This window comes from Niabella insulisoli (assembly GCF_039652435.2).
Classification (GTDB): domain Bacteria; phylum Bacteroidota; class Bacteroidia; order Chitinophagales; family Chitinophagaceae; genus Niabella; species Niabella insulamsoli.
The window spans coordinates 343,696-370,631 of record NZ_CP190246.1 but is presented as its reverse complement, the minus strand read 5'-3'; the positions used below and the strand labels follow the sequence as shown (position 1 = coordinate 370,631).

The window sequence follows — 26,936 nt, the reverse complement described above, 5'->3', positions numbered from 1 at the left end:
GCAAAAACCACCAACGAAATCAGCAGTTATGTATAACCTTTATGCCCGATGCTGTCTAAAATATTCACATAGCTGACATAGCGGTCTTCATAGATTTCCTGATCGATTACTGCCTGCTTGATGGCGCAACCGGGTTCATTGGTGTGCATACAGTTATTGTAACGGCAGTCATTGAGTCGTTCCCGCATCTCAGGAAAATAATGCGAGAGCTCTTCTTTTTCGAGTCCTGCCAGCGCCAGCTCCCGAATGCCGGGGGTGTCGATGATCCGGCCATCGTCGGGCAAATCATACATGGTTGCAAAAGTAGTCGTGTGCATCCCCTTGCCGCTCCAGCCGCTTACGTCCTGCGTTTTTATAGCCTGGCCGGGCAGCAGCTGATTGACAAAGGTTGATTTACCCACGCCGCTGTGGCCGCTAATAAGCGTCGTTTTATTTTTGAGAATATGATGCAGGGCTTCTAAGCCACTATTTTCTTCCACGCTGATGGCGAAAACGCCGTAGGAAAGAGAACGATACATTTCAGACAAAGCCTCCAGCTTTTTTTCTTCCTTCTGGCGATAGATATCTGTTTTATTAAACACTACAACAGCCGGCACATGATACATTTCGCAAACAACGAGAAAGCGATCAATAAAGCCCTGGGAAGTGCGCGGATCTTTTAATGTGGCAATCAATAGCGACTGATCGACATTCGCAGCTATGATGTGCTGATGATGTTTAACACGGGGCGATTGCCTGTTGATATGATTGCGCCGCGGCAGGATCTTTGTAATGATAGCGGTGGTTTCTCCGGCATTTTCCACTTCTATCAACACCTCATCGCCGACGGCAATCGGGTTGGTGCTGGTGATATCATCCATCTTGAAAACACCTTTCATACGGGCATTGTGCAGGTTGCCCTGCTCGTCCTTGACGGTGTACCAGCTGCCGGTAGATCTATATACAAGCGCTTTCACATCATAAAAGTTGAAGGTTCATAGCGGATGGTTCACAGTAATAGCTATGAACTACCCACTACGAACCATATACCTAATAATTAAACAGCAACATTGAAATCTCTCAACGCATCGTTCAGGCTTGTTTTCAGATCGGTGCTGGCCTTACGTTTTCCGATGATCAATGCGCAAGGCACCTGGTATTCGCCCGCCGGGAATTTTTTAGTATAAGTACCGGGGATAACCACGCTGCGCGCAGGAATGCGGCCTTTTGTTTCAATTGCTACTTCTTTGCTAACGTCGATGATCCGCGTGCTTTTTGTTAACACCACGTTGGCCCCAAGCACCGCTTCCTTTTCAACAATCACGCCTTCTACCACGATAGATCGGCTGCCCAAAAAGCATCCGTCTTCGATGATCACGGGGCTCGCCTGCAATGGCTCGAGTACGCCGCCGATGCCTACGCCACCGCTCAGGTGCACGCCTTTTCCAATTTGTGCGCAGCTTCCCACGGTTGCCCAGGTATCTACCATTGTTCCTTCGTCAACGTAGGCGCCGATATTTACATAAGAAGGCATCAACACCACGTTCTTTCCTAAAAAGGCGCCGTAGCGCGCCACTGCGTGGGGCACAGCGCGAACGCCCTGCTTTTCGTAATCTTTTTTTAGCAACATCTTATCATAAAACTCAAATGGAGCCACATCCCATGTTTGCATGGGCTGGATCGCAAAATACATCAGAATGGCTTGCTTCACCCATTCGTTCACCTCCCATTTAACCTCTTTTTTTTCGGCAACCCTCAATTTACCCTTATCTACGGCTTCTATCACTTCGCGTATTGCGTCACTGTATTTTTTTTCCTTGAGCAAATCCCGGTTTGCCCAGGCTTCTAAAATCAAATCTTGCATAATTAATTTTTGTGCCAACAAAGATAACGGGGAAGGATTAATAGCCAATGGTCGACGGGTAAATTCAGATAAGTATATTTGTGGCATGAACATCGGTTTCGACGCCAAAAGAGCTTATCACAATAAAACCGGGCTGGGATTTTTCAGCAGGGTGCTGATAAATTTGCTGGCGTCGTCGTTTCCGCAACATCAATATTATTTGTTCAATCCTAAGCCGGGCGCCCTTTTTCGCTCAGGCGCAGCCCATGTAAAGGAAGTGCGCCCCCAGCAACCGCTGCACCGATGGCTGAACAGCGCCTGGAGAAGCAAATGGGTGGTCAAAGACCTTCAACGTCTTAAAATTGACCTTTATCACGGGCCGAGCCAGGAGATCCCCATGGGCATTCCACACACCGGCATCCCTTCGGTAGTGACCATCCATGATCTGTTTCCGGAACTGTATCCCGGGGATTTCAAACCCATTGACGTAAAAATATACCGCACCAAGCTGCGTTATGCCTGCAAGGAAGCCAACAAAATCATGGCCATCAGCGAGGAGACGAAAAACCATATCATCGACCGTTATCAAACCGATCCCGCAAAAATTGATGTCGCCTATCAAAGCTGCGACCCCATTTTCACCCAAATCGCTACGGCAGCAAAAAAAGAGGAAGTGCGCATTAAATATAATCTTCCACAGCAGTTTTTTTTACATGTGGGTACTATCATCGAAAGGAAAAACCTGCTGAATATATGTAAAGCGATACATCTTATACACAAAGATATTCCCACGCCTTTGGTAGTTATTGGAAAGGGCGGCGCTTATAAGCAAAAATGCCAGGCATTTCTCGAAGAGCACGGCTTACAGGATCGCGTCATTTTCCTGTTTGATCATTTGGTGGCGGCCGGAAAAAAACCTTTTATTGAAACAGAAGATTTCCCGGCGCTTTATCAATCAGCGATCGCCATGATCTACCCTTCTTTTTACGAGGGCTTTGGAATGCCTATCATCGAGGCGATGTCGGGAGGCGTTCCGGTAATCACTTCTACCACCTCCTGTCTGCCGGAAATTGCGGGTGATGCTGCATTTTTAGCAGATCCTCAAAGCCCCGTGCAACTTGCTGAAGGCCTCACAGCCTTTTACGACGATGCAGTTTACCGCCAGCAGGCGGTTGATAAAGGGCTTATCAATGCGAAGCGGTTTGCCGCAGACACTTACGCTGCCTCGGTTATGAATATTTATCAAAATGCGATGAGTTAAACGTTTAGGTTAATCCAATTAAATATGAATTTCGAAGAGGATATCAAAAAAGCAGTGGCCGTGCTCAACAGCGGCGGCACTATTCTTTACCCAACCGATACTGTTTGGGGCATTGGCTGCGATGCCACCAATGAGGCGGCGGTAAAAAAAGTGTACGCCCTGAAAAACAGAGATGACAGCAAAGCGCTTATTGTGTTGGCAGCTGCAGAGCGCGATATCATGCAGTACACTGCAGCTGTTGATCTCAGCCTTTTTGATTATCTGGAAACCATTGATAAACCCACCACGGTTATTTATGAAAACGGTTTGGGCTTCGCAGAAAACCTGATGGCTGCCGATGGAAGCATTGCCATCCGCATATGTAACGAGGAATTTTGCAAAGCCCTGATCAAACGTTTCGGGAAACCGATTGTCTCGACTTCAGCCAATATTTCGGGGCAGCCGGCACCCGAAAATTTCTCCGCTATCGAAGCTGTCGTCAAAAACGGCGTTGACTATGTGGTTCAATACCGGCAGGATGACGAAAGGCCCGCGCAACCTTCCTCAATCATCAGGTGGCAGAACGGCCAGGTGCAAATCATCCGGCGCTGAGCGGGGGCCGTAAGCCCAATGCAATGCGACGCCACTGCTTTCTCATTTTTCAAAAACCAATCTCGGTTATCTTTGCCGCTGCATGGACATTGAATTAAACGATCAGGATCAAATCATTATTGAAAAAATTGCGGAAGCCGCCCAGGAGCTGGCGCTCGAGAGTTATCTTGTAGGCGGATTTGTGCGTGATAAATTGATTGGGCGCTCCACAAAAGACGCTGACATTGTTTGTGTGGGCGATGGCATTGCGCTGGCTAAAAAAGTCGCTTCAAAATTTACGCCCGTGCCGCCCGTCAACATTTTTAAAAACTTCGGCACTGCGCATATCAACGTTACACTGGATCGTGATAGTTTTTTTGATATTGAATTTGTAGGCGCCCGAAAAGAAAGCTATCAGCGCGACAGCCGAAAGCCCAAAGTGACGCCGGGCAGTCTGGCAGACGATCAGAAAAGAAGGGATTTTACGATCAACGCGTTGGCGATCAGTTTAAATAAAAAAAATTATGGCCAGCTCATCGATCCTTTTGACGGGCGCCAACATCTCGAAGAAAAAATAATCATTACGCCGCTTGAGCCGGAGCAGACGTTTAGCGATGATCCCTTGCGCATGATGCGGGCGATTCGATTTGCAACGCAGTTAAATTTTACCATTGCCAGCGACACATTGCTCGCCATCACCGAACAGGCAGACCGCATCCGGATTATTTCTCAGGAGCGAATCACTGATGAATTAAATAAAATCATTCTTGCTGCAAAGCCCTCAAAGGGTTTTGACCTGCTATACAAAACTGGTTTACTAAAAATAATTTTTCCTAAAATGGTGGCGCTGGCTGGCGCAGAGTATGTAGATGGTTATGGCCATAAAGATAATTTTTATCACACACTTCAGGTGCTCGACAATGTTGCAGAAAATTCAACCGACCTGTGGCTGAGATGGGCCGCTATTTTGCACGACATCGCAAAACCCGCTACCAAAAGGTTTGAAGAGGGGCATGGCTGGACCTTTCACGGGCACGAAGTAGTCGGTGGCCGCATGGTTCCCAAAATTTTTAATGAACTGAAACTGCCGGCAAACGAAAAAATGCGGTTCGTAAAAAAATTGGTTGAACTTCACCTGCGGCCCATCAGCCTTACCAAAGAAAATATTACCGACTCCGCTATCCGGCGCCTGCTCTTCGATGCAGGCGAAGACCTGGAGGCTTTAATGACACTTTGCGAGGCCGATATCACCAGTAAAAACAAAAGCAAAGTGCGCCGTTACCTCGACAATTTCAGGCTTGTTCGCGAGCGATGCAGGGAGGTGGAAGAAAAAGATGAGATCAGGAATTGGCAGCCGCCTGTTGATGGCCTGGAAATCATGCAACGCTTCAACCTGCCGCCTTCCAAAGCTGTGGGCGTTTTGAAGGATAGCCTGAAAGATGCGATCCTCGATGGCGAAGTAGCGAATAATAAAAAGGCTGCGCTGGCTTTTCTTCAAACCAAGGCCCGGGAGATGGGTATTTTATAAATTTATTTTCCGAGGGTTTTATGGCCCGAAAGCTCCGCCATATAATCATGTTTCAGATAGTCGTAAAAAGAATGGCGATTGATGATGCGCGCAGCGATATTAGCTACAATCGCGGCCAACATTAAATGAAGGATGAGGCTGTGGCGGTCTGTCATTTCCAGCACAAGGATCGCAGATGTAAACGGCGCCCTTGTGATACCGGTTAAAAAAGCCACCATGCCGGCCAGTATCATCACGTTCGTTTCTGTTGGAGAAAATCCAAACCAACCGGCAAACATACTTCCGATAGAAGCGCCGCCGCTCAAAGCCGGGGCGAAAATACCTCCCGCACCGCCGCTGGCAAACGATAGCGCGGGGCCCACCATCCGCAGTACTGGATCGTACCACCTGGCGTGTTTTTGTGACGTAAAAAGGTATTGTTCCATCAGTTCCTTGCCGGAGCCTAATACATGCTCGCTTACGAAAAAAGCCAGCGTAGCAATGATCCACGCGCTGATAACCAGAAAAAGCAAATGCTTCCAGGTGGCATTGAAACTGTTTCGCCATCGTTGAAGCAATAGAATAATCTTGCTAAGATAGGAGGCCGCTACGCCCGCCAACAAACCCAGCAATACAATAGCAGCCAAAGCCGTATAAGATACTGCGGTGGTTTTGGGAAAGCCCAGGTATAAATAAGTTCCTGCCAGCTGTTGCGCCGTCAAACCCGCAATGATCACGGCTGTGAAAACCGCGGTTTTAAAATGGTTGAAATGTATTTTGGTTAATTCCTCAACAGCAAAAACCACTCCTCCCAGCGGTGTGTTAAAGGCAGCCGACAAGCCCGCGGCAGCGCCGGTTACAATCATACTTTTGCGGGAAATGCGCGGCCACCAGGCCGGTAATATCTCATAGATGCGGTTAAAGATTGAACCCGATATCTGAATGGTAGGGCCTTCTCTACCGATAGCGCCCCCTCCCAACACGAGGATAAAACTGGATATAACTTTATAAATAATAACTTTTACACTGAGCAGCCGCTTTACTTTATCATAGTCTTTGGGATTAGCAAATTCGATCGCCGCCATCACCTGGGGAATACCGCTGCCCCTTGAATAGGGCGAAAATCTTTTGAGCAGCCACCAGGCCGAAACAAAAGCAAAAGGCATAATAATGAAAAGCAGCCATAACCGGCCGTGAATCATTTTAATCAGCAGGTTCTCACCCAAAAGAAAAAGTTGCGCATAAAACACAGCCACACAACCCACAATCACCGAGCCCACCCAAAAAGGTATCGCCGTGAGCAGATTGTTTTTTACCCGTTCACTCTTGATATTATCAAACAGCCTTTTTGCTTTCTGCCTGAAATAATTATAAATCCCCATTGAAAAAACTTCATTAATGCCGAGTTAGCAGTTGTACAGAAGTTTCAAAGTAACAGCTTTTATACAGCAAATACAAAACTTATCCTGTTTCAAAAAGCTTTAACGCCTACAAGTCAGGCCCAGTCTATATCTTCCTTGTTTAAATGTGCGACAAAGGTTTGCAGCGCCAGTTGGCCCTTTAGCAGCATGTCTTTCATTTCGTCCGGATGGAACACAAGGCCGCCGGGTCCGCCGCCCAGGTTTTCTTCAGGTTGAATAATATGGATTTTTACAGGCTCCTTTCCCCGGAACCTGTTGCCCGGCTGGCCTATCACAAAATATTCGTCAATCAGGGCGTCGGAAACACCGGCTTTCCTCATTTTTTGTTTAACGCCACTGATGTACAAAAGAGCTTCATTATACATATTAGGTATATTTAAATCATTGTCGCCGACATCTGTTATAAAAATTGAAATAGTCTTTTGGAGCACTGCGAAAAGGTTGTTGAGCTGCTCATGTGAGTGCCTCGCGTTTTTCGCGACATGGATCGTTGTGAAAATTTCATCGGCGCCGGCATCTATGGCAATCGCCAGGCCGGCATATTCCCTGACGCCGCCATCGACAAACTGATGATCGGGGAAAGCGGCACCCGGCAGGTTTTTGTTCACTTTTACAGGCGGCATGAAAACAGGTTGGCTTGCGGAGGCGAGGATCGCGCGCCTGAGCTGATCGGCGTTCACAATTTGTTGCAGCTCATAAAAAGGCGCTGAGGGTGCATGCTGCGCGGTGGTAAAAACGACCAGCCGCTCCGTTTGAAGACAAGTAGTCGTTAGGTAGATTTCTTTTTTAGAAGCGAGCAGTTTGTCAAAATAGGCGTCGGTATATATCGCTTCTATCTTGTCGATAAGCGGCCCCGCAGTAAAAACAGAAGTCGTGTTCAGGCGGCTGCCGAGATTATATTTTACCAGGATCTGTTCATCAGTAACCGTCGTGTAAAGCGCTTCAAGTTGTTCTAATTCGCCCAGGGCAACCAGCGGCACAATAAGCGCGCCCGTGCTGGTGCCTACCAAAATATCAAAATCGACCTGGTAAATATGCATCAGATCTTTTACGACACCCACAGAGAAAGCGCCTTTGGATCCTCCCCCGCTAATAACCAAAGCCCGTTGCTTCATCGGTTGTTTTTTTAAGGTTTTTAAAAAAATGACCTGCTGCCCTCATCTCGAGTAGCGGTCCGTCTGACTGGAAGGTTTCTTCAGATGGATTGCGATATAGGTCTGCAGCCACCAGTTGTTTTGTTTATAATCCCGCTGCACCGAAAGCCCGATTTGCGCTAAGGATAAAAGCTCAACAGCCAGGCCGCCGCCTGCCATTTGTTGCAGATTGGTTCCCCAGTTGGCTTCGGCCAGAAGTTGCAGATTGCCAATACTGCCAAAGTTTTCAGTTTTAAAAGTTTTGATGCGATAAGCCAGCGTAGGGCCAAAAAGGCCGCTCATTTTTTTGTCGGTGTATATCGCTGCCGCATTGGCGCCCACCCGTAGCAACCCTTTTACCACAGCAAATTGCGGATTCAAGCCCACACTGCCGACATATAAATCGGGCCTGCCCGAACGAAAATTTGTGTTGATACCGCTGCCTAATTTTGCTGTAATCAGCCAGCTTTCCGTAAACTCGGTCTCCGCCTGCTGCGACCGTCCATGGACGGCCATGCACGTGAAGGCCAGCGTCATCAATATTTTACAGGTGTTCATCGGCATTGCTTTTCAGATACTAAGATACTCTATTCAATTGCCCCATCCCCTCGCCTATTTTAGTGAGCTTAGCTTTTCTTACTGCGCTGATAATTGAAATGATTGAGCAAAACCCGGATGGGGCCAAAGCCGAAAGTATCCGGTAGCGCGGATTTCCATTCGCCTATGGACGTAAATTGATGTTTTCTAAACCTGTCTTCGAACAGTTTTATCTGCTCGTCGGTAAAAAGCCGGCTGATATCCAGCACGCCGACCGCCGCCATTTTCGCCAAATGTCCCCAAACGGTGGATTCGGTAATATTCCTTGCCGCGGCGATTTGTTGCGGTGTCTGGCCTTTTTCAAACAGCTGATAAGATATAATATGGGATGGCTTTTTTTCAACTTCGGTCGCTACCGCAACCGCTTCCTCTTCCAAAAGGTGGCTGTCGAGCAAACTTGCCTGCGATAAGGCGGCCAGGTAGGAAGACGTGGTTTCTAAAAAATTTTTCAACACTTCGTTATACCCTTTTAGGCCCTTCGCGCCTTTGCTTTCTGCATAGCAATCTTTAATAACAGCTAAAACATCCTTTTGAATTTGGTTAAAAAAGAACCGTGCGGCGCTTTTGCTTTTCTCTTCAATCGCAGCCCATGATCCGGAAGAGCTGGCCAATGATTTCAGTTTTTGGTGGATATAGATTTCAAAGCGGTTGAAAACGCCCTCCAGTTCCGCCAGCTGCTGCAGCATGGTTTCAGTAGCCGAACGGATTTGCTCATCCTTCAAAACCGAACTTTTTTCTACCGCATCCTTCCATGCGGCGGCATCGGTTGTTATCAACTGGATGTTCAGGATTTGCAACAATTTCGAAGCTGCATAATTGTACTGCTCTGAAGCAACGATAGATTCGATCTGATCGTTTGCCTCCGTTTCTTTCTGAAACGACATAATGCGCGGATCGACGATAATCGACTGGGTTGTTATTCTCGATTTTAAAACGATGCCCTCCAAAGTGCGGCAGCGGCTTAGCGCCACGTACACCTGGCCGCTCGTAAAAGATTTTCCGGCGTCGATAATCACTTTATCGAAGGTTAACCCCTGGCTTTTATGAATGGTCACTGCCCAGGCCAATTTAAAGGGAAATTGCTCGAAGCTGCCAATCACTTCTTCATCAATATTATTCTCCTTATTAAGAAAGTATTTTTTATGCTCCCACTTTTCTTTGACGATGGTAATTTCTTTTTGCTCCCCTTGCGGCAACACTTTTATTTCCTCGTCGTTTAACGCGGTAACAGTCGCCAGCTTTCCGTTGTAGAAGCGCTTTCTTTCATCCGGGTCGTTTTTTACAAACATAACTTGCGCACCTTCCTTAAGTTCGAGGCTTTCTTCGTTTGGGAAAAGATGCGGCCTAAACTCGCCCCATACATTTGCCTTGTATTGCCGGCGCTTACCCGGCAAGGCATCGAGCTGCTGCCTGTTGATGGCGTCGGCCAGGTAGTTATGAGAAACCAGGTTGACACAAAAATCCTCCGATTCAAAATAAGGATCGTAGCGGCTGTGGAGCAATTCAAAGTCGATCTGATCCGGATCGTTGTCGCGAATGGCATTCAATAGTTGCAGGAAAAGCGGATCAGTCTGCCGGTAAACCTTCGTCAGCGAAACTGTTAACAAATTTGAAGCCTGCAGCGCTTTTGCTTCAAAAAAGAAAGGTGAAGCATAATAAGTATATAGCATCGCTTCACTTTCTGACTTTACCACCGGCGGCAGCTGAAATAAATCGCCAATAAAAAACATTTGCACGCCGCCAAAGGGAAGCGCTGACCGGCGGGCGCTTTTCAACGCGAGATCCAGCATATCCAAAACGTCGCATCTCAACATAGACACTTCGTCGACAATCAGCATATCCAGCTTTCTGAGCAGTTTTAGTTTATCGCGCCTGTACTTAAAATGAGGCAATAGATTGGGGATATTAATGGCTTCGTTTCGGTCGATAAAGTCGGTGGTGGGCACAAAAGTGGCGAGCGGCAGGCCAAACATTGAATGCATGGTTACACCGCCGGCATTGATAGCAGCGATACCCGTTGGAGCAACAATGGCAAAATTCTTTTTTGTCCGCTCCGCGAAACTTTTAAGAAATGTTGTTTTTCCGGTGCCTGCCCTTCCGGTTAGAAAAAGGCTTCTGCTCGTATGTTCTAATAGTTCAAAAAGAGATTGCAAGAAGTACTTATTGTATGCTCAAAAGTACATGCAATTTTTTAAAAAGAAAGCCGATAAAACTAAAGTACCGGCACGAGGTTGCAATCTGCTGGTTTATAAGTAGGGCCTTCATACCGAACGGCGTCTTTATCAGCAACGAACGCGGAATCAGCCTTTGTTTGCTCTTCTGCCACGCCGGTCACCAAACCTTCACCGGTACGTTTAAAAAACAGTTCGCGCACGCTTTTCATTCCTTCTGAATTAAAAGAATACCAGAGATGGATTATATCGCCGCTAATGGCGCCTTCTACGTCTCCGTGGCTGCTATCCTTTTCATGATTTTTATAAACCGCTGTTCCTTTTACGGCTTCATCAGTAAAAGCCAGTTTCAGCGCGTAGGTATCCTTTTGGGCAATAAACACATAGCACTGAGGCAAATTGCTTTCAACAGCCCCGGCATCAATGCTTACATTTTCTACTTTAGGTTCATTTTCAGTATCTTCTTTTGGAGCCGTATTGCAAGCAATTACGGTTAACATCAAAATAAAAAATAATGGCTTCATAGAGGGTTTTTACTCTTTTGAAATCAAATGCCTTGCCAAACAATGTAACGCAACAGGTGTGAAAAGCAAGAAGCCGCCTCAAATTGAGACGGCCTTTTGTTTATTTGTTATAGCAAAAAGTGACTAGTTTTTACGAAGATTGGGGTGAGGAGGCGCTACCGTGTTTGGACCATCTTCACCTGGAGCCGCAGCACGGATGTCTACTACATCGCAATCACCACCTTCCTGGCCAGAGCTGAAGATAAACCTGTCGCTGCTTACACCTTCGTTCTCAACTAAGTGAGAGATCACTTTGTTCACATGATCCCAGCTTAATTGCTGCTGGCGTTTTGTAGCGGCACAGTATCCTACAACTACCACTTTACAGTTTGGATTTGCTTTCAGTTTAGAAGCAACTGTTGATAAAGAAGCTGCTGCGTCATCAGAAAGTTTGTTTGAATTTGATGCAAAGTGAATGCTTGGTAAAGCGCCTAAAGTAGCTGCACAATCGCTTTGAGCGGGAGCGCAACCTTCTGGGCAAGGACATTTACCTACACCATCCGCGTCAACAGGCTGGCAATAAGTCGGCGTTACCAGTTCTTTATCTTTACAATCAGGAACACCGTCACCATCAGTATCGCGGCTTACACCATGGGTATCAACAGGGCAACCTGCAGGAGTTTGCTCCTGGTCGAACTGATCAGTTACACCGTCACCATCAGCATCCGGAAGTACGATCTCAGGTACTCTGCGCAGTTCGCCATATGCATAATTGGCTGCATTCAACCAGTAGAGCGGTTCTACCCTGCGCGATTTATTACCAATATTAAAGTTCAACCCGACTGTGAAATAATTCATGAAATCTTTATCAGGCGTCAAAGTTCCTTTCTCGTCCCAACGCTGACCGTCCAGAAGATCAGATCCGTTATAGATCACCCTATCTTCAATAGCAAGGTTTACGCGGGGGCTTAAGCGAAACGCCAATCCCAAACCACCGGAAATAGAAGGAGCAATATTACCTGCAAACATGTTAGACCATGGCTTGCTGGGATCCGTTTCGATAGGTGTATCGTACTCCCCGTTTTGTAAATCTTTTAATTGATCTAAAATTTCTTTTTTGTTGGAATAAACACCGCTGCTGTTAATGGTGCTGAAGTCATAAGCGGCGCTTTCAGCATCGCCGTTCACTTCATACATCGCATCCACACGGCCTTTCCAGGTGCTTACACCAAAGCCCACCAATCCGTAAAGCGTTACGCCGGTTTGTGGTTTATAAAAACGAATATTGTGAATATTAGCCAGCAACTGCAGGCTCAGCTCCTGAACATGTGTTTTGTAGTTATAATATACATTCGGATAATCGATCGGATCCCAAACATTACCGCCGGGCAACACGCTGTTCCTCGTATAACGATAAAACCACGGGTTGGCAAAACCGGCATATTTATAGCCGCCGGATGGCCTCCAGTCCTGGCCGCGCGCTACGCCATACATATATTCCAAACGCAGTGAAAGCGTATGACCTAAAGATTTACGGACATGAGCGCCAAAACCCTGACTTAGCAATACAGAAGCCACATCACCGTTGATATGAAAAAGACCACCCTTAATACCAAATTCCCACATATCCTTGGGTTTTCCCGGGTAGTCATAATTGCCTACCATAAACTCTTTTTGCTGGGTCAACTGCTTACTATTGTAATAGTTGTCATCAGTTACGGAAAATGAGCCGTAAATAGGGTGAGGGGCTGTGTAAGGGTGTGAAGGGCTTACCTGTGCATCAGCTGCGCCTACGCATGCCGAGAACGCCAAAATGAGGCTTAGTGATTTTGAATTTTTCATGAATATATATTTAGGTCAATTTGTTAAAAACGTTTAGTAGACACTTAATCTATAAAACAAAACGTATAACAAATGACAAATATATAATAATTATCACAAAACTTTAGCATTTCGGCTTCGAGGCGCCTTCTTTTTGTCCTTGAAAACTAACCTTTTATCCTTGTTTTGCCACTTTTTAGATAATGGCTGATTCCTTCCGAAATTCCGGAGGATAAGGGCTGCTTCGAAAAGAAAATATTGCGTTTTCCCTTAAGCACGTCCAGCTCTTTACTGTAATTCGCCACAACGATGCCCTTGGCCTGACCCTGCAGCATGTCAATATCGTTGCCGCCGTTACCTGCTGTGATAAACTGGTCTACCGGAAGTTTCCATTTATAGCTTAAATAGCGCACCACATTGCCTTTGCCTGCCCTTCTTGGGATAATGTCGATGTACTTGCTGTCTGTAAATAGAACTTTTGCGGCGAGTTTTTTATCATACAGCTGTTTATTAATATTGGCCAGGTCGTCGCTGGAAAAATGTTCGCCTGCGAAATAGCTGATTTTAAAAGGCCATTGCGCGCTCTCTTCCTGTGGGCTGATATTAGCAACCGATTCCATCGCGTTTACAATGGCTTCCCGTTTCCACTGGTGGTTGATATGTTTTTCCCAACCGGTATCGGGCACAAAATCTTTGGTATAATACAATTCTGTTCCGGCCGAACAAATGATAATATCCGGATCAACGAAAGGATATTGCTCCAGCGCTTCGGTTAAAAGCTGTTTGTTTCTGCCGCTCGAAATGCCGAACACTACGCCGGGCGTTTGGCGGACCCAATCCATAAGCGTTTCCAGCCCGGTGGTGTCGTCGCCTTCCACCAGTGTTCCATCGAGGTCGCTGATGAAGAACATTTTCGCATCGGCCAGTTTTCGGCCCAGCGAATTTTGCGCCGGGTGCCCTTTCGACTTTTTATTGAAGATTTGCTCGACCGTTTCCATATAGGTTTCGGCATGTTTGTTCCAGGCGTAAGATTCCGAACCTGCCTTGATCCCATTTGCCGAATATTTTTCCCAAAGATTTTGATCGGATATAATCTTTTTTAAAGCCGCCGCAATGGCTTCCGTGTCTTCCACATCCACCAGCAGCCCGTTTTGTGCATTTCCAACGATTTCTTTGGGGCCGCCGGTCGGAGAAGCCACAATAGGCAAGCCACAGGCGGCTGCTTCGACAATAGTTAACCCAAAATTTTCGCCGGGGGTGGCATTTACAAAAACGCCTTTTTTACGGGCGGCGATACGATAGATTTCGGGCACTTCCACGCCCGGATCATTTTTCTTAGGTAGCGCCATTTTTCCATAGAGGTCATACTTATCCATCAACAGCAGCAGGTTGGTAAGAATCTCCTTCTCGTCATCGGGCATCTGTGAAATGTCTTTTCTCACCCCGGCAAAAATGGCCAGGTTAGCCATCGCCTGTAGCTCTTTGTCCTGACCATAACAGTTGATGATTGCTTCAAAGTTTTTACGTTTATCCGCCCGGCCAATAGAAAGAATTAAGGGCTTATCGGCATTAAACAGGAAACGTTCAATTTCAGAATTGATTTTATGGAGCGCCTGCTCCTGTTCAATTGTCATGGCGAACGAAGGCATTTCAAGGCGGTAATACGGATAAAAAACCTCATTGTTGATGCCCGGTGGAATCACTTTGAATTCCGCCTTTCCCTGGTGTACATAATCTTTATATTGTGTTTCGATTTCATGCTGCGTACTAACGATTACCACATCTGCGTTGGCAATCACTTTCTCTTCTTCATCGATCCGCCGCTGCATGTTGAAGCGGTCGTTCAGTTTTTTTTCATCCCATCCCTGGGTCAGCAAAATATTTCTTTTGTTACGTCCCAGCGAGTGCCCCGTGGCTATAAAGGGCAAGGCGAAAATCTTGCTCAGTTCGCATGCGATATAGTTTCCATCCGCATAGTGACCATGAAGAATATCCGGATAGTCGTCTTCATCTTCATTAAATCGAATCGTATTATTGATAAACTCATCGAGATAATCCCACAACTGTTCTTTTTCTTTGTACTGCTGGCCGCCACAATCTACCCGAACAATACGGGCTTTCTCATTGATTATTTCTATAGGCTGGCTGTAGGAATCTGAAACCCTCTTATCGGTAATGCGCCGGGTGAATAAATCTACTTTTCGCACATGCGGATGTTTGGATAAGGCCTCGAGCAATTCCAGCACGTATTTTACTTGTCCGCCGGTGTCTTTATCGCGACCAATTTCTGCATTTTTGAATCGTATTAAACCATGAGGGCTAAACAATTGAATGTAATAATTTTTCATTTTCAAGGATGGTTTTTGAGATATGCGAAATATAAGTATTTTTAGCGAAATGCAAGAAGATATACAAAGGAGGTTCTATAGCGGATCGGGGTTTAGCGACTGGGAAATCGGGGATGTTACCATCATCCTTCACAAGGGGGTATACCACCTTTTTCATCTGATTATTCCCAATCATGATTACATTGCGCATGCCGTTTCGAAAGACTGTATTTCGTGGAAACGCGTGAAAAATGCTTTGTTTGTGGGCGACCCCGGCGAGTGGGATGATGATATGTTGTGGACGATGCATGTTTACCAGGTAGGCGACCGGTTTGAAATGTATTATACGGGATTGCAGCGCAAGCTACGAGGCACCAATTCCCTGATCGGCCTGGCAGTTTCTTACGACCTGTATAACTGGGAGAAAAAGAATGAAAATTTTTTCCCGATTGAGTCGAAAGGGCCCTATTACGAAAGCATGGAAGACAGCCCGCGAAAATGGCTGAGTTTCCGGGACCCGTTCCGGTTTGACCTGAACGGCGACACTTTCTATCTGATCTGCGCAAGGTCAGCGAGTGGCCCGGTATCCCGCCGCGGATGCATCGGCCTGATCCAGCAAAAGGATGACAGCATTTCCTACCTGCCGCCGCTACACTACCCTATGGTGTACGACGACCTCGAGTGCCCCTGTGTGTTTCAACTCAACGGAAGGTTTTACCTGATTTCTTCGATTAGGGAAGATGTAAAAGTGCGCTACTGGTTTAGCGATGCATTTTTAGGAGAGTACCATGCCTTCCACGCCAATGTTTTGCTGCCACAGGGCAATTATGCCGCGCGCATTGTGGAGAGTACGAGCGGCCAACTGCTGATTTATGCATTCTTTTACACGTCAGGGCTTATCAATTCGCACCGCGTCTTTCTGCCTCCGAAGCAATTGGATACAGACGACCAGGGACGTCTTTTACTTAAAAGTTTTGATCATTGGGAAAACGTAGCCCACGACCCAATCGACCAGAATCATTTTAAAAACATCCGCAAATTATTAAACAACCCCACTTCTGATTTCAGGGTTGAAGATAACCGCTGGATATTGGGCTCGAGAAGCGGCTACGAGATATTTGTTTTTGAAAGGCCGGCAGAAGATTTTATCTGGGAAGGTGTGATTTCGGTGGAAGGAATGGGCAAACTGGGTCTGGTTACAGATATGGATGAAGAAGGATCGGGTTATTACTACTCTTTCGACGTGGTAAACGGGCACGCAGAAGTAAGAAGCTGGGGCTTTAACGAGGCGGACACAAGGTCCAACTTTAAATTCACCGTATTGCAGGATAATATATTTACCATCAACAAAGCTTATAAATATCACTTCAAACTGATCCGGTTCGGGAATTATATCGAGCTGGCGATCGACGGGCTGGTGAAGCTGACGCTGATTGATTACAGTTACAACAACAAATATTTAGGCATTTATTCTTCATCTTCAGTGGTTTCTCTCAACAATAGCTTTATTAAAAAATTGCCGCCGCTGGAAGACGAATACTTGATCAACGAAACCGCTTCCTGAGCCCTTACATTAAAGTAAAAAGCCCTTTAATTATTAAAAAAATGTTAAAGGGCTTTTTGCTGCGCAACTTTCGCTTTCATTGGGCGTCAAACCCAATAGAAGTTAATAAACAAGTTTTTCTCATAAGCAGTTAGTTTTGGTTTAATCCCCACGTTTCCACGCGGGGATTTTTTATACCTCATTGTCAGCTACGGCATATGTTCTGTACTACCTAAGATCTTCTACCGGACAATTGATATGGGTGTTATTTGATAAAGTGAAACCAGCGCTGGTATTCTGTCCAACTAAAACACCCCCGCCATCAATCCAGCTATTATTCGAAGCGTAGCCTGACTGAATTCGTTGAAAAGCGCTGCCATCGTCAACCGTACCTTTAATAATACAGTTTTCGAAAACAAGATTTGTCATATCCACGCCATCCGCATCATGGCCAAACTGGGGGCCCGCATCGGTAGCATAAAAAGAGGGTCGGCCATTTATAGTGGAGCGCATGATTCTCACATTATTGAAGTGGACATTGCTCCAGGGGCCTCTGAATTTGCACCTTCCGAGCCGCAGCAACTTAATGTTTTGGGCCAGGAATCCGGAGCCGCCATTTTTAAACCTGGCCCATTCAGAACGGTTAGACTTTGAGCTAATGCCTACCCGGTCTCCAACCTGGAACGGAATAGGTCCATCGTTTTTCACATTCTGTTCCCTGAGCTTAAACCTCCAGATATCCTGGGACGCGTTGATAAGCACCGGCCTGATATCCGGTACGCCATTCTCGTCATAATCACCTTCAAAAGCCCATCGATTGGCATAATGATCTCCGCTGGGATGAGCGGCATAATGGGGTGTCGAACCCGAATCATCAAAAATTCTGATTTTATTCGCTTTGGTCGTTTCAATTTCATATAAGGCATTGACATTTGGATAATTTGCATCAATGTCGATATCGATGTAGGTGTTATAATTTGCCTGCTCATCGATGGCAACAATGGTTCCCTGCGATGTGGTAAGCTGTGCGCCCGTAATTTGAAAATCCTCCATGCTTACCCTGTAGGGTTCATCAAAAAGAAAGGTGACGCCCAGGTCAGACGCATACTCGGTATCTATCAACTCTGTGCTGTTGTAACCACTACCTTTTATTTTCAGCCACCCGGTGCCCTGTTGGTTAAGGTTTTCAATTTCGATTTGTTCATTTAAATAATAGGTGCCGGCATCCAAAATCAAAATAATATCTTCATCCGGATGGGCGGCCCGGTGCAGCCTGGCGTCATTGATCGCTTGCTGTAAGGTTTGGGCATTGATGGCGCCATAGACGCTTTTTACATTCCAGACTGTCTGACTAAGCGCCATTGAACTCATACTAGCATTCGACGACATTTCAGCTGGAGGAGGACTTGACAAGACACTATCGGTTTTAGCATTTTTACTGCAGCTTGCCAGAGCAATTAATAATAAGAAACATAGTTTGTTCATAATTGTCTATTTATGGTTTAAAAAAAGAGCGGCTGTGTTGGTGTTTTTCTTAATGCTTTGCATCCCACATTAAATAACTTTCCATTTCCCATCGGTCATCCTGTCCGTCTGCGTCGGCATCCGGACTTTTACCCTTAATGAATGGGCTGTTGAACTGATCGTTTAAAACAGGATAGTGCAATCGGACACTTTTAAAATAAGCGATAAGCTCCTGATAAAGTTTTTCAGTTATTTTTGGATGATCGGCCTGAACAGGATTGCTTTCGAAAATATCCTCGTCCAGATCGTAAAGGAATTTTCTATTCTGATCCATGTCTACGAGCAATTTCCACCGCCCCGATATCAGGTACCCCGAGGGATGAATCGTGTCTGATTTATCATAGGGAAGCTTCTTTTTGCGGTTGTAAGCAAGCAGGCGGTCTTCGTATTCACCGAAATAAAAATAAAGGCTCCGATTGGCGTTAAACGCGGCCTTTTCGCCCCTAAGCACCGAACTGATGTCTTCGCCATCTATATTTTTTGGCAGCCAACCGGCGCCACCCGACAGGCCGGCAATAGTGGGCAGGATATCGTAGAGGCAAATGGGAATATCTGACTGAGTACCGGGCTTTATACCCGGCCCTTTCACGATAAATGGGACGCGGTTGCCGCCTTCGTAGAGTGATCTTTTTTCTCCTCTAAGCGGCGTATTATAGGCATAAGCATTGTTGAATCCATTATCCGAAGTATAGATGATATACGTATTGTTATCCAACCCTTTTTTCTGCAACACTTGTAAGATCATTCCAATACCGTCGTCCAGGTCTTCGGTCATAGCGCCCATTGCACCGTTAAAATGAATTTTATTTAAAGTGCGCTTTCCAGTGGCATACAGGGCTGTTTTTTCGGGCGTGGCCGCGGGGTTCCCGTGCACCGCATAAAACGAAACCTGCAAGTAGAAGGGCTTTTCGCCCGACTGTTTATTAATAAAATTAATACTTTTTTTCGCGAGGCTGAATGTGCGTTTAGGGTCATTGGAGGGATTGTTGTTCCCTTGTTTATTTCCGTTGTTTCCATCACTCACATCAAAACCATGCGCCGTAGGGCCATAGTCGGACTTAGAGATATTTTTTCCCTCCGGATCAACATGCCACTTACCAAAATGAGCGGTATGATAGCCCCTTGTTTTTAAAAACTCGGCAATCGTAGTATCTTTTGCATTCAGGTAATGGCTTTCTCTTGTCAGTAGCAGCCGATCGGTCTGCGCTTTTTTTGTATTGGAGTGAAATCCGGTTCTGGCGGTAGATTTCCCGGTGAGCAGGCTGGCGCGGCTGGGAGCACAAATACTAGCTGGCGCATAGGCGTGTGAAAAGCGCATGCCTTCATGGGCCAGCGATGCAATATGCGGCGTCTGGTAAACAGTAGATTTCGATTCTGGGTTCTTTTGATCCATCTGGATGGAAAGCCCGTTCCAGCCCTGGTCGTCTACCAGTATCACGATAAAATTGGGTTTCTCGCTTTTTTGAGCGGCCGCGCCCAGCCCCAAAAGACAACAGCACCAAATGAACAGGCCTTTCAAGAAGATCAAATCTTCCCGTCGTGATTCCGTGCTACTATTATTTTTTAAACTCATCATATTCCGGATTGACAATGGCGTTTTTAAAAATGGGGCGGTCCTTCCATAAATCATAGGTAGCCTTGAGTTGCAATTTCGATTCAGGATATTGCCCCTTATCATCCGTTTTTTTAATCCAGTCTTCCAGCACCTTTCTGTGCTCCTCCAGCAATTGTTGATAACGCGGTATGCTTGCAAGGTTATTCATTTGAAGCGGGTCTTTTTTTAGATCATACAATTCTTCCACTTCTTTTGGCCCAAACCAATGTTGTTCCTGGTAGGGCGTGAGCCGGCCTTTATCCCGGGCTTCTTTAAGATCTTTGACGATTGGTAGATTATCCCGGTACCCCGCCTGCAGCCTGGGCCTTTCGGGGAAATAATTACGTATATACCGGAAGTTTTTTGAAACGACAGTACGGATACGGTCGATGGTATAATCACAGCGATCTCTCGCGCCAACGATGTATTTCCGTTCAGCGGTATTTTTATCCAACAGGTTTTGCCCATCGAGGTAGGCCGGGAGCGACACGCCTGCCAAAGCCAGGGTTGTAGCCGATACGTCGAGGAGGGATACAAGGTCTTCTCTTACCGAACCATTTTGAATAGCGGGGTGGCGTCCATTGATGATTAAAGGCACCAACATGCCTCCCTCATAACAGAGTTGTTTGTGGCGCAATGAGGCGTTGCTGCCATGATCTGAAAAAAAGAAAATAATTGTGTTTTCAAGTTCCCCATCTTTTTCCAGCTCTTTCAGAATAACTTCTATATCTGCATCTGTTCCGCGATTTGCATTATAATGATCGGTCCAGGCGGCTCGCTGTGAAGGGATGTCGGGAAAATAAGGTGGTGGCTTTAACGCATCCTTTTTTAATTTTTCACCTTCCCTCACGCTTTCACCGTGGCCTTTGCCGCCCATCACCTGAATTTGTCCAAACCAGGGCTGGTCTTTGCTTTTACGTTTATTCCACTCTCTTGTGGTTAAAGATAAAGTTTCGGGCCAGTTGCCCTGCCATCCATTCATTCCCGCCACATAGTTCTTTTTGCTGCCTACCGTGTAAAGGCTATTTCTGTCGTAGTGAAAATTGTAGTCATCTTTTCCGTCGTTGAAAGTAAAATAACCAGCCTGCCTCATCAGCTCGGGAATCGTTTTTACGGCTTGCGGCAGGTGTATCCTCAATGCCTCGGGGACAATTTCCCCGTCATAGGTTCGACTCGAACGGTGTTCATGCGTTCCGGTCGTTGTTTGCATGATGCCGGTGATTAAAGCCGAGCGACTTGGCGAGCATACAGGAGCTGTTGCATAGGCTCTTTTAAATAAAACGCCTTCTGACGCGAGGCGATCGATTACAGGCGTGTGGCCCTCATTAATGCTGTCGCCATAGCAACCCATAAATGGAGAAAGGTCCTCAGCGATGATCCACAGGATATTCGGTTTTGCGGAACGGCCTTTAGGAGTCGGATCAGGTTGAAATGAAACCAACCCGATGAAAAGCATGCCATACGCAAGGCATCTTAATGAAAATTTGAAAACGTTCATTTGTATCATTGGTAACGATTTATGTTTCGAATGTAGTTATACTGCGCACCTTCCCATGCTCCTATTGTAACAATGATGATATGGTATGTAACATTTAATAGAATTTATGTAAAATGAAGCCAGTTGTTGTTGGCATTTTCAGCAGGCGCCCCTCCCCTGACGGGTTAGGCCAAGCATACGGCCCATTGTGGCTGTCGCTGATACAAGAAGGGTGATCCCGGATGCATTACAACTAATTCACGGAAAAAACTCCCCTTTATTGCCGTCGCAACCGCTACAGACTTTATTGTAACATCGGCCTTTTTTTACCTTATTATTTTTAGATGGGTAACAAATTTTCTGTGTCAGGCCGGGGTATATACGTATGTAATTTTTTAATATTTTCCGTGACCACACCCCTAAGTCACTGCATTCTCTCGTGTTGTTCTCCCGCCGCTATTCCACAACCCGGACTTTTTTATCCCGATTTATGTTCCAACTTTTATTAATTTTTATTTCTTTTATCCCAAAATGTACTGAAATACTGCTGCATGTTACGTTACAGCAACATGCTGTTACATTACGCAACACGAATATTTAATCGGTAAAATACTTTTACATCAGCGATTGAACAGTTGCTTGGTTCATGAAAAAATAGGTTTTTTAAAACGCCGGGAAAGATGCGCTTGCATCGAAAGGCGTAACGATTGTTTTTAATTATATATATGACTGCCGTATCAATTCAAAACATAATGAAATATTTAATGCGACCGAAGCCATTTAAAACCTCTGTGATTTCAGGGTTTAAATTTTTTACCCTTTTGCTGTTTTTGTTTTGCACGCATAGTTTACTGGCGCAAAAGAAAGTAACCGGTGTTGTAACAGACGCCTCAACCAAAGCGCCGTTAGTTGGCGTTTCGGTAACGGTAAAGGGTACGGCCAAGGGCGCTGTAACGAATGCAAATGGGAAATACCAGATAGCGATTCCTAAAAATGCGCCGGTGATTGTGTTTTCTTACCTGGGGTATTTAACGAAAGAACTGCTTGTGGGCGATGAACCTACCGTAAATATTGAAATGGAAAAGGACGAGCTTGGATTAGATGAAGTGGTGGTGATTGGCTACGGAACGCAAAAGAAGTCTGACCTTACAGGATCGGTGTCCATTATAAATAGCGAACAACTTCAAATGCAGCAAAACCCCAGCCTGCTTCAATCTATGCAGGGGCTGGCTCCCGGCGTTCAGGTTACCAATTCAACCGGGGAATTGGGCGGGGGCGTAAATCTTGTTATACGTGGCCAAAATTCAATAAACGCTTCTTCCGCCCCGCTTTATGTAATTGATGGCGTGCAGATTGATGTAAATGAGAATGTTGTGGCCAGCTCACAACTGACTACCGCGGTGGCGTATGATCCGCTGTCGACGATAGACCCTGCCAATATTGAGTCGATTGATATTTTAAAAGATGCTTCTGCCACGGCTATATACGGATCTCGCGGCGCTAACGGCGTTGTTATTATCACTACCAAATCAGGCAAAGCCGGTAAAACTCAAATCAGCTACTCTTTCGATGCAAGCCTGGCTTCACCAACCAAGTTGCTAGATATGTTAGACGGCAATGCTTATAGAGATTATCAGATAGACTTAAATGGCGGAACCATCTTTTTCCAGGATACGGATAATGACGGCGTAGGGGATACGGAAAGGGATCCCAATACCTTAAGAGCCCATAACTGGCAAAGAGAGGCTTTCAAAAACGCTTTTTCCATGCAGCATCAACTTTCACTTAGCGGAGGTAATGCATCGACCAATTATAGCGTGGGCCTGGGTTACCTGGATCAGGATGGTACGATGCTGGAAACAAATTATAAAAGATACAACCTCAGGGCGAAACTGAACTTAAACCAAACCAAGCGCCTTAAGTTCGGCGTCACTTTCAACACAGCTTTTTCTGAAATGAAAGGCGCTGCCACCACGGGTACCGTTGGCAATTTTGACGGCAATATCCAACAGCTTGTAATATCCACGCCCTTCGAATTGCTTGATGATGACGGCGACGGGACATTCTCAGAATTTATTTCACCGCTATCCGTATTAACCGAGGCAGAACGGTCCATCCGATTAAACAGAACCATTGCCGGCGCCGATGTTAAATACGATTTCACGAAAGATTTTGCCTATTTTGGTGAACTCAACGGGAATTTTTCAAATTCAAAAGGCAACGAGTTTTATAACTCGCTGACCCGGCGAGGCAATCTCACCAACGGGGAAGCCATCGTGAACCAGGTAGAGTCCTTTTCTTATAACCACTCTTCCCAATTGAGATACAATAAAACATTTAATCAGGACAACCAGTTGAACGCACTGGCAGGATTTGAAATTTTCGATTCCCGGAACGAACGCTTTGCGAACACGGTTGTAAATTTTGAAAACCAGCTAAGCGGCGCCAATGCGATCCAGTTAGGTTCGGCCGCTACTTCTTACTATACGTTTGTCATTCCTACAAAGCGGTTGTCTTATCTCGGGCGCCTCAACTATAATTTAAAAAGCAAATATCTTTTAACGGCCAGCTTTCGGGCAGACGGCACCAACCGGTTTGGCTCAGGTAACAAATGGGGATATTTTCCTTCTGGAGCTTTTGCCTGGAACATGCATAAAGAAGGTTTTATGAAAGGCCTGAAACCTGTGGTATCGCTTTTTAAACCCAGAATCGGAGTGGGCGTAACGGGCAACGACCGTATTCCGGCTTTTGCTTACCTCCCGCTTTTGGTAGAAGCGTTTAGCGCATCCGACGACCGCCTAAATTTTGGATTAGCCCCGGGCTCCTTAGCTAATCCTGATTTAAAATGGGAAGAAACCACACAGTATAATGCAGGCCTGGATATAGGGCTTCTTAAAAACCGCGTTAGCATTACGCTTGACGCCTATTTAAAACAAACCAGGGACTTACTGCTGAGCACGCCGATACCGGCGCAGGTAGGAGATGATTTCATGCTGCTCAACTTAGGACGCGTAGATCACCGTGGACTGGAAATTGCCGTTACTTCGAGCAACATCCAACGAAAAAAATTCTCCTGGAACACCAATTTTAATATTTCATTTAACAGGAATGAAGTAAAGCAATTATCGTTAGGGCAAGCCATTCCTGTTTCGGCAGCAGGAGGCTTTCAATCAGACCTGGGGCTGATTAAAGAAGGGGAACCGATTGGCCGCATATACGCCCTGGATTACATTGGCGTTTATCAATTGAACGATTTTAACTGGCAAAACAATAGCGACCCATCCATACCATTCGACGACCGGCAGTTTGAGCTAAAATCGGGCCTGGCGACGCCTTCGGCAGGGATTACGGCGCTTCCCGGGAAACTCCGCTATCGTGATGTAGATAATGATGGCGATGTCGACCTTGATGACAGAACTTATGTGGGCGACATGAACCCTGATTTTTTTGGAGGAATAACGAATTCCTTCACCTATGGCAACTTAGACCTCTCGGTTTTTTTACAGGGCAGCTACGGCAATGACATCTACAATGCGGGGAAATTAAGGGTTTCGGGATACCGGTCGGGTACGAATATTTCTACAGACTATTATAACAATCATTGGTCGGAAGTGAACCCCAGTAATACCCACCCCGGCTATGGACAGTTAGATCAAACAACAGAATCGAGCTGGTATGTGGAAGATGGTTCTTACCTGAGATTAAAAACGGTTAATCTGGGTTATACGCTTCCAAAGCGCATGCTGCTTTCCACGGGAATTGAATCGGTACGCATCGGGATTGTGGGTACCAATTTGATAACCTGGACAAATTATACGGGTATCGATCCCGAAGTTTCTTTCAATAATCCCCTCTTGAGTGGTTTAGACAGGCTTCGCTACCCCAATTCCAGAACCATCAATTTTAATATTAGGGTTAAATTTTAATGCCCTACCCTATTTATAAAAACAAGTTTCATTTTTTACTGAGCGGTGGCGCCTATTTTTTTCTGATACATGCCAGGTGGTCTGCAAAAAACATAAACACATCTACACATGAAAACAATATATCAACATCTTACACTTTTAACCTTCATGTTTACCACGTTGGTTTCCTGCCAGAAATATATAGAAGACGCCCCCCTTTCTCAAGCCACGGTCGATCAATTCTATAAAACGCCCAAAGATGCAGAAGTCGCGCTAATTGGCATCTATTCGATCCTGAGCAACAACGATGGAAGCTATGGCCGGTCTTTGATTACGGTACTTAACGGGGGCAATGATGAATTGTTGGTCAATTTTAATACGACCAACCGTCCGGATGACTTCCCTTTTGGAGATGCGTCTTTCTCTGCGACATCCGAGTTTCTAAAGTCGGTTTGGGCTACGCAATATAGAGGCATCTACAGAGCGAACTTATTTTTAGAGCAGGTCGATCAAATTCCCGCTGAGAAATTTTCAGGTAACAGAAAAGCAGCTTTACTGGCTGAAGCGAGGCTACTGAGAGGATTTTTTCATATGACCCTCAGCATGATGCACGGCGCCATCCCTGTTTACACTTCAACCGCTCAGGAAGCCACTTTGCCACGGCATACGCTGGAAGAAGTGTACCGCCAAATTATTGAAGATTACAGTTTTGCTTATGAAAACCTGGAAGCTCGCGGCCCCAGATCTACCAGCGTTAATAAATACACGGCTGCCGCGCTTCTGGCCCGGGTTTACACCTACCTGGCCAGCGCTAAAAATAACGGCTACGCAAAGGACTTCAGCGATTTACCTATCAACAGCTTTGATTGGGTTGATGCGGATGAGTGTTATAGAAACGCATTAGCCTTAACAACAGATATCGTGCTCCACAGCGGTTATATACTCATACCCGAGTACCGCAGGTTGTTCCGCCCGAACACTAAAGCAGATCAATATAAAGAATGCCTGATGCTGGCAGAGGCTTCCAGCGATGCATCGGCAAGAGTAACAAATTCAATCAGGGATGTTTTAATTCCGCAGGGCAACAGAGACACCCGCGGAGGCGGCGCAGGCACTTTCCGGCCGACCGGACAATTGTATGATCTATACATGAACATTGATAACCGTTTTAGCAACAACCTCACCGGCAATTTAAATTCTAACACAACGGAAGAATTGGATGGCGTTACATTCTTTGTGCCGCGTGCGGCAAAAAAAGACCAGTCTTATTACTGTGTGGGAAAATTCAGAATGCGGGCAGGCGTAAGCAACACCTTAAGCAGCGGCGCTTCGGATATGAGCATTCCGATTATACGGTATGCCGAAGTATTATTACTGCATGCAGAAGCGCTTTATTTTACGGGGGATGAAAGCGCTGCCCGCGAGATATTCACGCAGATCCGGCAGCGCGCGGTGGCGGGCAACGCAGCCAACCTGGAAAAACTTAACAGCCGCTATCGGAAAGCAGATTTTATTGAAGAATTGTTAGACGAACGCTCCAGGGAGCTCTGCTTCGAAAACCTCAGGAAGATTGACCTCGCCCGTTTTGGCAAACTCACCAACGTGATAAAATCCCTCGATGAAACCAATGGCTTTTACAACAAAATAGTTCCTCAACTGCAAGCCAACTGGATACCGGAGCGGGTATGGTTTCCGATACCCGATGCCCAAATATTACTCAATAACAACCTTGAACAAAATTTGGGATTTAACTGATGATA

18 protein-coding genes are annotated in these 26,936 nt (G+C 45.9%); 6 read left to right on the top strand and 12 right to left on the bottom strand.

Going from position 1 to position 26,936, the window contains the following annotated elements:
* Positions 1-26: 26 nt before the first annotated feature.
* The gene (gene rsgA / locus ABDK00_RS01450; RefSeq protein ID WP_346237729.1) at positions 27-956 is read right to left on the bottom strand and encodes a ribosome small subunit-dependent GTPase A; all 930 of its coding nucleotides are present in this window, start codon (positions 954-956) and stop codon (positions 27-29) included.
* A gap of 80 nt (positions 957-1,036) precedes the next feature.
* Entirely contained in the window at positions 1,037-1,843 is an 807-nt protein-coding gene (locus tag ABDK00_RS01445; protein ID WP_346237728.1) for a 2,3,4,5-tetrahydropyridine-2,6-dicarboxylate N-succinyltransferase, read from the bottom strand.
* 85 nt (positions 1,844-1,928) lie between these two features.
* Here ABDK00_RS01445 and ABDK00_RS01440 point away from each other — a divergent pair, with 85 nt between their 5' ends.
* The 3 genes from ABDK00_RS01440 (at position 1,929) to ABDK00_RS01430 (ending at position 5,181) form a co-directional block, all read left to right on the top strand.
* Positions 1,929-3,083: a glycosyltransferase family 1 protein gene (locus ABDK00_RS01440; RefSeq protein WP_346237727.1), complete on the top strand. Its 1,155-nt coding sequence runs from the start codon at positions 1,929-1,931 to the stop codon at positions 3,081-3,083.
* A gap of 24 nt (positions 3,084-3,107) precedes the next feature.
* Entirely contained in the window at positions 3,108-3,674 is a 567-nt protein-coding gene (locus ABDK00_RS01435; RefSeq protein WP_346237726.1) for an L-threonylcarbamoyladenylate synthase, read from the top strand.
* 82 nt (positions 3,675-3,756) lie between these two features.
* The gene (locus tag ABDK00_RS01430) at positions 3,757-5,181 is read left to right on the top strand and encodes a CCA tRNA nucleotidyltransferase (RefSeq protein ID WP_346237725.1); all 1,425 of its coding nucleotides are present in this window, start codon (positions 3,757-3,759) and stop codon (positions 5,179-5,181) included.
* Positions 5,182-5,183: 2 nt separating this feature from the next.
* Here ABDK00_RS01430 and ABDK00_RS01425 read toward each other — a convergent pair whose 3' ends face one another.
* The 7 genes from ABDK00_RS01425 to ABDK00_RS01395 form a co-directional block, all read right to left on the bottom strand.
* Positions 5,184-6,542: a chloride channel protein gene (locus tag ABDK00_RS01425; RefSeq protein ID WP_346237724.1), complete on the bottom strand. Its 1,359-nt coding sequence runs from the start codon at positions 6,540-6,542 to the stop codon at positions 5,184-5,186.
* A 113-nt stretch (positions 6,543-6,655) separates the two neighbouring features.
* Positions 6,656-7,696 (bottom strand): patatin-like phospholipase family protein, encoded by a 1,041-nt coding sequence (locus ABDK00_RS01420; protein WP_346237723.1) that lies wholly within the window; start codon positions 7,694-7,696, stop codon positions 6,656-6,658.
* A 42-nt stretch (positions 7,697-7,738) separates the two neighbouring features.
* Positions 7,739-8,272, bottom strand: coding sequence for a hypothetical protein (locus ABDK00_RS01415; RefSeq protein ID WP_346237722.1), 534 nt, complete (start codon positions 8,270-8,272; stop codon positions 7,739-7,741).
* Positions 8,273-8,340: 68 nt separating this feature from the next.
* The gene (locus ABDK00_RS01410; RefSeq protein WP_346237721.1) at positions 8,341-10,464 is read right to left on the bottom strand and encodes a helix-turn-helix domain-containing protein; all 2,124 of its coding nucleotides are present in this window, start codon (positions 10,462-10,464) and stop codon (positions 8,341-8,343) included.
* A 59-nt stretch (positions 10,465-10,523) separates the two neighbouring features.
* Positions 10,524-11,006, bottom strand: a complete 483-nt coding sequence (locus ABDK00_RS01405) for a hypothetical protein (RefSeq protein WP_346237720.1) — start codon at positions 11,004-11,006, stop codon at positions 10,524-10,526.
* 123 nt (positions 11,007-11,129) lie between these two features.
* Entirely contained in the window at positions 11,130-12,827 is a 1,698-nt protein-coding gene (locus ABDK00_RS01400; protein ID WP_346237719.1) for an OmpA family protein, read from the bottom strand.
* A gap of 146 nt (positions 12,828-12,973) precedes the next feature.
* Complete coding sequence (locus ABDK00_RS01395; RefSeq protein ID WP_346237718.1) at positions 12,974-15,154, bottom strand: HAD-IIB family hydrolase; 2,181 nt, start codon at positions 15,152-15,154, stop codon at positions 12,974-12,976.
* 49 nt (positions 15,155-15,203) lie between these two features.
* Here ABDK00_RS01395 and ABDK00_RS01390 point away from each other — a divergent pair, with 49 nt between their 5' ends.
* Positions 15,204-16,697 carry a glycosyl hydrolase family 32 gene (locus ABDK00_RS01390; RefSeq protein ID WP_346237717.1) on the top strand — a complete coding sequence of 498 codons (1,494 nt, stop codon included), beginning with the start codon at positions 15,204-15,206 and terminating at the stop codon, positions 16,695-16,697.
* 207 nt (positions 16,698-16,904) lie between these two features.
* Here the strand turns inward: ABDK00_RS01390 and ABDK00_RS01385 are convergent, their stop codons facing one another.
* From ABDK00_RS01385 to ABDK00_RS01375, 3 genes are read right to left on the bottom strand one after another with little or no spacing between them, the layout of a single operon-like run.
* Positions 16,905-18,161 (bottom strand): hypothetical protein, encoded by a 1,257-nt coding sequence (locus ABDK00_RS01385; RefSeq protein ID WP_346237716.1) that lies wholly within the window; start codon positions 18,159-18,161, stop codon positions 16,905-16,907.
* A 49-nt stretch (positions 18,162-18,210) separates the two neighbouring features.
* Positions 18,211-19,776 (bottom strand): sulfatase, encoded by a 1,566-nt coding sequence (locus ABDK00_RS01380; RefSeq protein ID WP_346237715.1) that lies wholly within the window; start codon positions 19,774-19,776, stop codon positions 18,211-18,213.
* Positions 19,757-21,301 (bottom strand): sulfatase, encoded by a 1,545-nt coding sequence (locus ABDK00_RS01375; RefSeq protein WP_346237714.1) that lies wholly within the window; start codon positions 21,299-21,301, stop codon positions 19,757-19,759. Before ABDK00_RS01375 ends, ABDK00_RS01380 begins: the two co-directional genes overlap by 20 nt.
* A gap of 722 nt (positions 21,302-22,023) precedes the next feature.
* Here ABDK00_RS01375 and ABDK00_RS01370 point away from each other — a divergent pair.
* A complete protein-coding gene (locus ABDK00_RS01370) occupies positions 22,024-25,197 on the top strand; it encodes a TonB-dependent receptor (protein WP_346237713.1) in 3,174 nt (1,057 codons plus the stop codon).
* A gap of 108 nt (positions 25,198-25,305) precedes the next feature.
* Positions 25,306-26,931 (top strand): RagB/SusD family nutrient uptake outer membrane protein, encoded by a 1,626-nt coding sequence (locus ABDK00_RS01365; RefSeq protein ID WP_346237712.1) that lies wholly within the window; start codon positions 25,306-25,308, stop codon positions 26,929-26,931.
* Positions 26,932-26,936 lie beyond the last annotated feature (5 nt).